Origin of the sequence: Arthrobacter sp. GCM10027362 (genome assembly GCF_042679445.1) — a bacterium.
GTDB lineage: Bacteria > Actinomycetota > Actinomycetes > Actinomycetales > Micrococcaceae > Crystallibacter.
In genome coordinates this window covers 1-9,311 of sequence record NZ_JBHTML010000158.1, presented here as the reverse complement: position 1 = coordinate 9,311, position 9,311 = coordinate 1, and the positions used below count along the sequence as shown (strand labels likewise).

General features: G+C 68.3%; 8 protein-coding genes and 1 pseudogene. 3 read left to right on the top strand and 6 right to left on the bottom strand.

The features are described 5' to 3' along the window. Window positions 1-175: 175 nt before the first annotated feature. The 5 genes from ACFQ36_RS17685 to pstS all read right to left on the bottom strand — a co-directional run bounded on the left by ACFQ36_RS17685 (window position 176) and on the right by pstS (window position 4,712). Window positions 176-322 carry a hypothetical protein gene (locus ACFQ36_RS17685; RefSeq protein ID WP_377015983.1) on the bottom strand — a complete coding sequence of 49 codons (147 nt, stop codon included), beginning with the start codon at window positions 320-322 and terminating at the stop codon, window positions 176-178. 281 nt (window positions 323-603) lie between these two features. Next, a complete protein-coding gene (pstB, locus tag ACFQ36_RS17680; RefSeq protein WP_377015981.1) occupies window positions 604-1,383 on the bottom strand; it encodes a phosphate ABC transporter ATP-binding protein PstB in 780 nt (259 codons plus the stop codon). A 33-nt stretch (window positions 1,384-1,416) separates the two neighbouring features. Next, complete coding sequence (pstA, locus tag ACFQ36_RS17675; RefSeq protein ID WP_377015979.1) at window positions 1,417-2,532, bottom strand: phosphate ABC transporter permease PstA; 1,116 nt, start codon at window positions 2,530-2,532, stop codon at window positions 1,417-1,419. After that, a complete protein-coding gene (gene pstC / locus ACFQ36_RS17670) occupies window positions 2,532-3,461 on the bottom strand; it encodes a phosphate ABC transporter permease subunit PstC (RefSeq protein ID WP_377015977.1) in 930 nt (309 codons plus the stop codon). The genes pstA and pstC overlap by 1 nt, the downstream gene beginning before the upstream one ends. A 144-nt stretch (window positions 3,462-3,605) precedes the next feature. After that, entirely contained in the window at window positions 3,606-4,712 is a 1,107-nt protein-coding gene (gene pstS / locus ACFQ36_RS17665; protein WP_377015975.1) for a phosphate ABC transporter substrate-binding protein PstS, read from the bottom strand. 266 nt (window positions 4,713-4,978) lie between these two features. On the opposite strand from pstS, the gene ACFQ36_RS17660 reads away from it, so the two are divergent. The 3 genes from ACFQ36_RS17660 to disA all read left to right on the top strand — a co-directional run bounded on the left by ACFQ36_RS17660 (window position 4,979) and on the right by disA (window position 8,820). Further along, window positions 4,979-6,106, top strand: a complete 1,128-nt coding sequence (locus ACFQ36_RS17660) for an aromatic acid exporter family protein (protein ID WP_377015973.1) — start codon at window positions 4,979-4,981, stop codon at window positions 6,104-6,106. 73 nt (window positions 6,107-6,179) lie between these two features. Then, window positions 6,180-7,595 (top strand): DNA repair protein RadA, encoded by a 1,416-nt coding sequence (gene radA, locus ACFQ36_RS17655; protein WP_377015971.1) that lies wholly within the window; start codon window positions 6,180-6,182, stop codon window positions 7,593-7,595. Between the two features lie 151 nt (window positions 7,596-7,746). Beyond that, window positions 7,747-8,820: a DNA integrity scanning diadenylate cyclase DisA gene (disA, locus tag ACFQ36_RS17650; protein WP_377015969.1), complete on the top strand. Its 1,074-nt coding sequence runs from the start codon at window positions 7,747-7,749 to the stop codon at window positions 8,818-8,820. Window positions 8,821-8,856: 36 nt separating this feature from the next. Here disA and ACFQ36_RS17645 read toward each other — a convergent pair. Then, window positions 8,857-9,311, bottom strand: a pseudogene (locus ACFQ36_RS17645) (hypothetical protein); the annotation flags it as partial.

The window sequence follows — 9,311 nt, the reverse complement described above, 5'->3', positions numbered from 1 at the left end:
GGCTGCCCTGGCTGCCGGCGGGGTTCTGCCGGCCTCGCGCCCGCCCGCTGGCCAAAGAGCCCGGCGCAGAGGGGCGCCCCCACTGGATCGGCGGCGCCGGGGCGGTTGCAGGCGGGTTCCGACCGAGGCACCGCCACATCAGCCTTGGGAGTCGGTACACCGGTGTAAGCCCCGGTTACATGGCATCGAGGTCGTCCTCGTCCCAGGGCTCGCCGGCCGGCTCGTCAACATCGAAGCCATCCCTGGTCCGCGCCGATTCAACATTCGGCAGGTTTGCGGTGGCCCTGTCTCCCTGACGGTAGAAGGCAGCCGCGGGCGACACTGGGACCGTTGCTTCGGAACTCTGTAAGTGCCGGAGCAACAGTGAAGCATCCCTTCATGGGCGGTGGTGCGCAGGCCGTCCCCCCACGCCGTCGTCGGCCGCTGCCGCCTTTAACGGCACCACCTCGCCGACCGTAGTGGATCCGGCACCGTACTTGCGGAGGCCCTGGGCCCCGGAAGCGCCAGCGGTGTGGCACCGGAACGCTGTTAGTCCGGGACTCTGTAAGTACCGCAGCACCACGGTCCGAGGGCCCGCTCCCCCATGAGCGGGCCCTGCGCCGGTTACCCGAAGCGGCCGGAGACGTAGTCCTCGGTGGCCTTTTCGGCCGGGTTGGAGAAGATGGCCGTGGTGTCGTTGTACTCGATCAGCTTGCCCGGCTTGCCGGTGCCGGCAATGTTGAAGAACGCCGTCTTGTCCGAAACGCGGGCGGCCTGCTGCATGTTGTGGGTCACGATCACCACGGTGTACTCGTTCTTGAGTTCCTCGATCAGGTCCTCGATGGCCAGGGTGGAGATCGGGTCCAGGGCCGAGCAGGGCTCGTCCATCAGGATCACCTGCGGGGCCACCGCGATGGCGCGCGCGATGCACAGGCGCTGCTGCTGGCCGCCGGACAGGCCGGAGCCGGGCTTGTCCAGCCGGTCCTTGACCTCGTTCCAGAGGTTGGCGCCGGTCAGGGACTTCTCCACCAGGGCATCGGCGTCGGCCTTGCTGATGCGCTTATTGTTCAGCTTCACCCCGGCCAGCACGTTGTCCCGGATGGACATCGTGGGGAACGGGTTGGGCCGCTGGAACACCATGCCGATCTGGCTGCGCACCGTCACCGGGTCCACCCCCGGACCGTAGAGGTCCTCGCCGTCCAGCAGCACCTCGCCCTCCACCCGGGCCCCGGGCAGGACCTCGTGCATGCGGTTCAGGGTCCGCAGGAAGGTGGACTTGCCGCAGCCGGAGGGGCCGATGAAGGCCGTGACGGACTTCGGGTCAATGTTGATGGTCACCCCTTCTACGGCGAGGAAGTCTCCGTAGTAGACGTTCAGGTCATTGACGTCGATGCGCTTGGACATGGATTTCCTTCTCTGGATCTGCTTAGGAAAGGCTCAGCGGCCGGTCTTGGGGGCGAAGATGCGGGCGATCAGCCGCGCCACGAGGTTGAGCAGCATGACGAAGATGATCAGGATCAGCGCCGCCGCCCAGGCGCGCTGGGCGCTGGGGTCGATGTTCGTCGGGGAGGTCGGGTTCATCAGCTGGCGGTAGATGAAGGTCGGCAGGGTGGCCATCCAGCCGCCGAAGACGTTCCAGTTGATGCTGTTGACGAAGCCGGCGGTGACCAGCAGCGGCGCCGTTTCGCCGATCACGCGGGCGATGGCCAGGGTGACGCCGGAGGCAATGCCGGAGATCGCCGTCGGAACCACCACCTTGAGGATGGTGCGCCACTTGCGCACCCCGAGAGCGTAGGAGGCCTCACGCAGCTCGTTGGGGACAATTTTAAGCATTTCCTCGGTGGAGCGGACCACCACCGGGATCATCAGCACCGAGAGCGCGACGGCGGCGACAAACCCGGTGCGCGTGCCGGGGCCGAAGAGCAGGCCGAAGAACGCGGCAGCAAACAGGCCGGCGACGATGGACGGGATGCCGGTCATGACGTCCACGAAGAAGGTGATGGCGCGGGAGAGCGGGCCGCCCTTGCTGTACTCGACCAGGTAGACGGCGGTCAGCAGGCCGATGGGCACGGAGATGATGGTCGCCCACAGGGTGATCAGCAGCGTGCCGACGATCCCGTGGTAGACGCCGCCGATCACCGGGGTGCCGTTGGCGACCGTCTGGTTGTCAATGGTGCCGGTCATGCCGTTCATGGAATAGAACAGCAGGTTCGCGTTCAGGCCGGGGATGCCCCTGGCCAGCACCGTCCAGATCACCGAGACCAGCGGCAGCAGCGCCACGATGAAGGCGGCGAAGATGAGGTTGGTGACGAAGCGGTCCTTGGCCTTGCGCGCACCCTCGACGGACAGCGTCACGAAATAGCCGGCGGCGATGAAGATGACTGCCGAGATCAGCGCCCAGGCGACGACGTTGAAGCCGATCAGCGAGGACAGCGCCGCGCCCAGGACCAGGGAGCCGGCCAGCACGGCCCAGATGGCCCAGCCGGGCAGCTGGTTCTTGGTCAGGGTGTTCCGTTTGAGCGGGGCAGGAGTCGTGGTGGTCAGCTGCGGCATTAGTTGGCTCCCGAGAATTCCTTGTGGCGGCTGATGATCCAGCGCGCGATCATGTTGACGGCCAGGGTGATGACGAACAGGACCAGGCCCGCGGCGATCAGCTCGGCCAGGCGCAGGCCGAAAGCCTCGGGGAAGTTCAGCGCGATCTCCGCCGCGATGGTCTGGTTGCCGGTCTTGATCAGGCTCGCAATCAGGCCGCCGCCGGAGAGCACCAGCGCCACCGCCATGGTTTCGCCCAGCGCGCGGCCCAGGCCGAGCATGACGGCGCTGATCACGCCGGCGCGGGCGAAGGGGAAGACGGCCATCCTGATCATTTCCCAGCGCGTGGCGCCCATGGCCAGGGCCGCTTCCTCGTGCAGCTTGGGGGTCTGCAGGAAGATTTCGCGGCTGAGCGAGGTGATGATCGGCAGGATCATCACCGCGAGCACGATGCCGGCGGTGAGCATGGTCTTGCCGGTCTGGCTGGCGGGACCTTCGAAGATGGGAATCCAGCCGGCGTTTTCGGCCAGCCAGACGTAGATGGGGACCAGGGCCGGCGCCAGCACCGTCATGCCCCAGGCGCCGTAGACCACCGACGGGATGGCCGCCAGCAGGTCCACCACATAGCCCAGGCCCTGCGCCAGCCTGCGCGGCGCAAAGTGGGAGATGAACAGCGCCACGCCGATGCCGATGGGCGTGGCGAGCAGCAGGGCGATTGCGGCCGCGATCAGCGTTCCGACCACGATCGGCCAGATGTACGCCCAGAAGCCGTGCCCGCCGGTGACGTCCGCCGGGTCCGCGGCGAAGGTGGGCAGTGCCTGCCAGAGCAGGAAAACGGCCACCGCAAACAGCACAAAGAGTATGAGGCAACCGGCGAACAACGTCAGGCCGGAGAAGACTTTATCCCCCGCCCGGCCCTTGGCGGCACCTGCAGTCAGAGTATTGGACACAACACACCCTTCGGGCTAAACGACGGTACTTCGTTGCTGCTGGCCGCGGCTTTGCCGCTCCAGCTCCCGGCCCGCGGGCCGGGACGCGGAGTGGCCCCGCGCGTCAAACTTCGACGGCGCGGGGCCCATCCTGGTCGATGGCTGCTAGGAAGCAACCTTGATCGAATCAATGGCAGTCTTGGCCTGTTCACGCAGCGTATCCGAGATCGGCGCGTTGCCGGCGGACTTCTGCGCTTCCTGCTGGCCCTCCTCGCTGATCACGTAGTTGCCGAAGGCCTTGACCAGGTCGGCGGTGGCCTGGTCCTTGTAGCTGGAGCAGTAGATGTGGTACGAAACCAGCACGATCGGGTAGGCGCCGGACTCGGTGGTGTCGCGCCTGAGCTCCAGGGACATATCCAGGTCTCCGCGGCCCTCGACCTTGTCGGCGACCTCGACGGCCTTGGCGGCCGCCTCGGGGCTGTAGGCCACGTACTCGTCGCCGACCTTGACCTTGACGGTGCCCAGGCTGCCGACTGCGGAGGCGTCGGCGTAGGTGATGGCGCCGTCGGTGCTGCTGGTGGTGGAAACGACGCCGGAGGTGCCCTGCGCGTTTTCGCCGCCGAGCTTGGCCGGCCAGTCCCCGGAGACCTCGTCGGTCCACACCTTGGGGGCGGCGGCGGAGAGGTATTCGACGAAGTTTTCGGTGGTGCCGGACTCATCGGATCGGTGCACCACGGTGATTGCGGTGTCAGGCAGGGTGACTCCTGCATTCTGGGAGGCGATCGCCTCGTCGTTCCACTTGGTGATCTCCCCGCGGAAGACCTTGGCCATGGTCTCCGCGTCCATGTTGATTTCCTTCACACCCTCAAGGTTGAAGGCAACGGCGATCGGGGACACATAGGCAGGAATGTCCATGGCGCCCTCGGGGCCGCAGATTTCCTTGGCCGCGGCAAATTCCTCGTCGTCCAGATGGGCATCGGACCCGGCAAACTGCACGCCGCCGGCCAGGAAGGCATCACGGCCGGCACCGGAGCCGTCCGGCGAGTACTGCACGTTCGCGCCGGGATTCTTCGCGGCGAAGCCTGCCATCCAGGCCTGCATGGCGGAATCCTGGGACGAAGCGCCGGCGCCGGAGAGGGTGCCGGAAACACCGGATCCGCCGGTCGAACCGCCCTGGACCGCGGCGGTAGGGTTGTCGGACCCGCAGGCTGTCAGCGCCAGTGCTGCGAGGGAAAGAACTGCCGCTGCGCGGCCGAAGCGAATTGCCTTCACTTGTAAGGTGCCTTTCAACTTGGCGAACGGTTGAACGAACGCACTCCGGAGCCGTGCTGACTTCGTACATTTCGAAGTTAGGCAGCCCAGGTAACGAGAATGGCCGGTAAAAGTTAACGGAGGGTGAACACGGGGCAATTCCTCCGTGACGGACGGGGCGGCACCGTTGCTTTTGTGATGCTTCGCATACTATGGAGCGCCGTCGGCGAGCCAAAGGGTCCCGGCCTCCCGCCGCCGGCCGGCGCCCCAATCCCTAGACTGGTGCCATGACTGCCGGCACCCGCCTGTCCGAAGCCCGCACCTTTGCGCGCAAGCGGATCCGCGTCGGCCTGCGGCGCAGCCGCAACTCCATCGGGCCCGCCCTGCGTATCGTCATTTGCGCGGTGGCGGCCTATGTGGTGGCCGAGCGCCTGCTGGGCCACCAGGGGCCGATCTTCGCCGCCACCTCGGCCCTGATCGCGCTGGGCTTCGCCAAGGGCCCCCGCGTGCGCAAGGTCCTGGAAGTCGCCGCCGGCTGCACCCTGGGCATCGCCGTCGGCGACCTGCTCACGCACCTGCTCGGTGCCGGGATCTGGCAGGCCGGCGTCGTCATGTTCATCTCGGTGCTGCTGGCCCGTTTCCTGGACAGCGGAAGCATCTTCACCACCCAGCTGGCGCTGCAGTCCGTCCTCGTGGTGCTGCTGCCGGCGCCCGAGGGCGGCCCGTTCACCCGCAGCCTGGACGCCGTGGTCGGCGGCACCTTCGCGCTGCTGGTCACGATGCTGGTTCCCGGCGACCCCCGGACCGAACCGCGGACCAAGCTGCAGAAGCTGCTCTCCGAACTGACCGCCGTGCTGCGCGGCTGCTCCACGGCCCTGAGCCAGAGCGATGCCACCGCCGCCTGGCATGCGCTGGTCCGCGCGCGCGGCTCCCAGTCCCTGATCGACGATGTGCGCAGCAGCTTCACCAGCGCCCGCGAGGTGGCCCGGATTGCCCCGGCCTACCGCCGGCACCACGAGGAAGTGGTGGACCTGCACCGGGCGGCGGACTCCATCGACCTGGCCATGAGGAACAGCAGGGTGTTTTCGCGCCGGCTCACTTCCGTGATCAACCATGCGGCCATGTCGGACGAGGCCAGCGACTCGCTGGCCACCTTGCTGCAGGAAACCGCGGACGCCGTCGAAGTGCTCGCCTCCGGGTTCTCCGACCCGGACAACGGAGCAAGGGAACGCCGGCTGCGCCATGCCCGGAACGAGTTCGCGGACGTGGCCACCCGGCTGCACCCCAAGGCCCTGGGCGTGCGGACGCTCGAGGGTGAGGGGCTGGTGATGGTGTTCCGGCCGCTGATGGTGGACCTGCTGGAGGCCACCGGCCTGTCCCACGACGAGGCGGCCGGCTACCTGCCCCGGCTGTAGCCTGTACGGCCGCCGCCGGCCGGCACGGGACCTGCGCAGCAATACTGTCCGAAGGCTCGGATAGCCTGAGTCCATGAGTGCCAAGACCGCCCGTTCCAAGGCCCCGGCCTACCGCTGCGCCGAGTGCGGCTGGACCACCGTCAAGTGGGTGGGCCGCTGCGGCGAGTGCCAGGCCTGGGGGACCGTCGAGGAAACCGGCCAGGTCGCGGCGCGGACGACGGCGGCGGCCACCGCCGCCAGGCCGGCCCAGCGGATCGCCGAGGTGGATGCGACGACGGCGGCCTTCCAGGCCACCGGCGTGGGCGAACTGGACCGGGTGCTCGGCGGCGGCCTGGTTCCCGGGGCCGTGATCCTGTTGGCCGGTGAGCCGGGTGTCGGGAAATCGACCCTGCTGCTGGACGTCGCCGCGCGCGTCGCCGCCGCCGGCCGGGACGTGCTGTACGTGACCGGCGAGGAATCCGCCGCCCAGGTGAAGCTGCGCGCCGAGCGGATCGGGGCGGTGGCGGATTCGCTCTATCTGACCGCGGAGACGGACCTGGGCATCGCGCTCGGGCACATCGAGCAGGTGGATCCGGCCCTGCTGGTGGTTGACTCGGTGCAGACGCTCAGCAGCTCCGCGGTGGACGGCGCCGCCGGCGGCGTGACCCAGGTCCGGGAAGTGGCCGCCTCCCTGATCAATGCCGCGAAGGGCCGCAACATGGCCACCGTGCTGGTGGGCCACGTGACCAAGGACGGCTCGATCGCCGGTCCCCGGCTGCTCGAGCACCTGGTGGACGTGGTCTGCCAGTTCGACGGCGAACGCCACTCCCGGCTGCGTCTGGTGCGGGCGGTGAAGAACCGTTACGGCCCCACCGACGAGGTGGGCTGCTTCGACCTGTCCGAGGACGGCATCGAGGGCCTGGCGGACCCGAGCGGGCTGTTCATCTCCCCGACCAACACCCCGGTGTCCGGCACCTGCATCACCGTGACCCTGGAGGGCAGGCGGCCGCTGGTCGCCGAGGTCCAGGCGCTGCTGGCCGAGACCTCCAACGCGCAGCCGCGCCGTGCCACCAGCGGGCTGGATTCCTCGCGGGTGGCGATGATGATGGCGGTGCTGCAGCGGCGCGCGGCGATGTCCCTGCACAAGGATGACAGCTATGTGGCGACGGTGGGCGGGGTGAAGCTGAGCGAGCCGGCCACGGACCTGGCCACCGTGCTGGCCATCGCTTCGGCCAAGAACAACAAACCCCTGCAGGCGCGGATGATCGCCTTCGGCGAGGTCGGTCTGGCCGGTGAGGTCCGCCCGGTGCCCGGCATCAACCGCCGGATCCTGGAGGCCGAACGTCTCGGTTTCCAGTACGCCATCGTGCCGGCCTCCCCCAACGGGGCGGGCCAGATACCGCCGGGGTTCCGGGTCAAGGAGGTCCAGACCGTCGCCGAGGCCCTGGACCTCCTCTTCGCCGCCGGTCCGCTGCGCTCCGGCGCCAACCTGCGCAGCGCCGCCGGCTAAGGCAGGCCGGGTCCCTGCGCGGCGCCAGCGATACGGAAGGGCCAGCCCCACCCGTAAGACAAACTCGAGCCGCCAATAGTATTCTGCCTAGTAGCTGTTCCCGACCGGGCACGGCCCTGAACCGTGCCCAACTGCCCGAAGGAACGTCTGAATGGTCAAGAGCCCCGAGGATGCCCTCAAGGCTACCTTGGCCCGGGTCGCTCCCGGCACCGCACTGCGGGACGGGCTGGAACGCATCCTGCGCGGCCGGACCGGAGCCCTGATCGTGCTCGGCTACGACAAGCAGGTCGAGGCCATGTGCAGCGGCGGGTTCGACATCGGCATCGACTTCTCCCCCACCCGGCTGCGCGAACTGGCCAAGATGGACGGGGCCATTGTCTGCGACGGGGAGGTGTCCCGGATCATCAAGGCGGCGGTCCAGCTGGTCCCGGATCCCTCGATCCCCAGCCAGGAATCGGGCACACGGCACCGCACGGCCGAACGCGTGGCCATCCAGACCGGACTGCCGGTGATTTCCGTCAGCCAGTCCATGCAGATCATCGCCCTGTACGTGGCCGGCATCCGCCACGTCCTGGAGAGCTCCGAACCGGTCCTGGCCCGGGCCAACCAGGCCCTGGCCACGCTGGAACGGTACCGGGCCCGGCTGGACCAGGTCACCAACTCGCTCTCCGCCCTCGAGATCGAGGCCATGGTCACTGTCCGCGACGTCGCGGTCACGCTGCAGCGGCAGGAAATGGTCCGCCGCATCTCGGAGGAAATCTCCCAGTACGTGCTCGAGCTCGGCGTGGACGGGCGCCTGCTCTCCCTCCAGCTGGACGAACTCACCTCGGGCCTGGGCCCCGACAGCGAAATGGTGCTGCGCGACTATGCGGGCATCAAGGGCGGCGTCGAAGTCGAGGCGGCGGTGGAGCAGCTGCGGAACTTCAGCTCCACGGACCTGATCGACCTGAACCGCATCGCCAGCGTGGTCGGATTCCGCCCGGGCATGGACTCCCTCGACGCGGTGGTCCAGCCGCTCGGCTACCGGCTGCTCGCCGGCATCAAGTCCGTGCCGCGCGCCGTCGCGGACCGGCTCGTGAACCACTTCGGCGGGCTGCAGCACCTGATGGCTGCAAACATCGACGACCTGATGGCCGTGGACGGCATCGGCGAGCAGCGCGCCCGCACGGTGCGCGAGGGGCTCTCCCGCATCGCCGAAACCAGCCTGCTCGACCGCTTCATCTGACCTCCTCGGACACAATCCTGCCCGACGAGGCAGAACTCAGCGGAGTTCGAAGACTGCCTTGTTGCTGGTCCGGTCTTCGAGCCTGGTCACCAGGACATAGGTCCCCGGCTGGGTATTGGCCTCGACCAGCGTGCAGCCCGGGGCGCTTCGGTTGCGCTGCCAGGTGAACTGGGCCCGCTCGCTCCGGCCCGGCTGGATGGTCAGCAGCAGCTCGGTAGGGTCCACCTCGCAGTCCTTGGAGGAAAAGATCCTGTCCGTGCCGCTGGTGACCACGAATTCCATGGCGTTGGTGCCCACGTTCAACTCGCAGGGAAACTTGCCCTCGTTGGCCACTTCCATAACGAGCAGGGGGTTGCTCCCCGGGTCGTAGGCCGGCTGGTCGGTGGATGCACGCAGGACCACCTTGGACTCCTCGCAGGCGGCGGCCAAGGCGGACGGGCTGGGGGTGGCCGGCGCCGCCGCTGCCGCCCCGGTTCCGGTCTGCGGCCCGG

Coding starts and splice junctions, on each gene's coding strand:
- pstB (WP_377015981.1), bottom strand. CDS start 1,383: ATGTCCAAGCGCATCGACGTCAATGACCTGAACGTCTACTACGGAGAC.
- pstA (WP_377015979.1), bottom strand. CDS start 2,532: ATGCCGCAGCTGACCACCACGACTCCTGCCCCGCTCAAACGGAACACC.
- ACFQ36_RS17660 (WP_377015973.1), top strand. CDS start 4,979: ATGACTGCCGGCACCCGCCTGTCCGAAGCCCGCACCTTTGCGCGCAAG.
- radA (WP_377015971.1), top strand. CDS start 6,180: ATGAGTGCCAAGACCGCCCGTTCCAAGGCCCCGGCCTACCGCTGCGCC.
- disA (WP_377015969.1), top strand. CDS start 7,747: ATGGTCAAGAGCCCCGAGGATGCCCTCAAGGCTACCTTGGCCCGGGTC.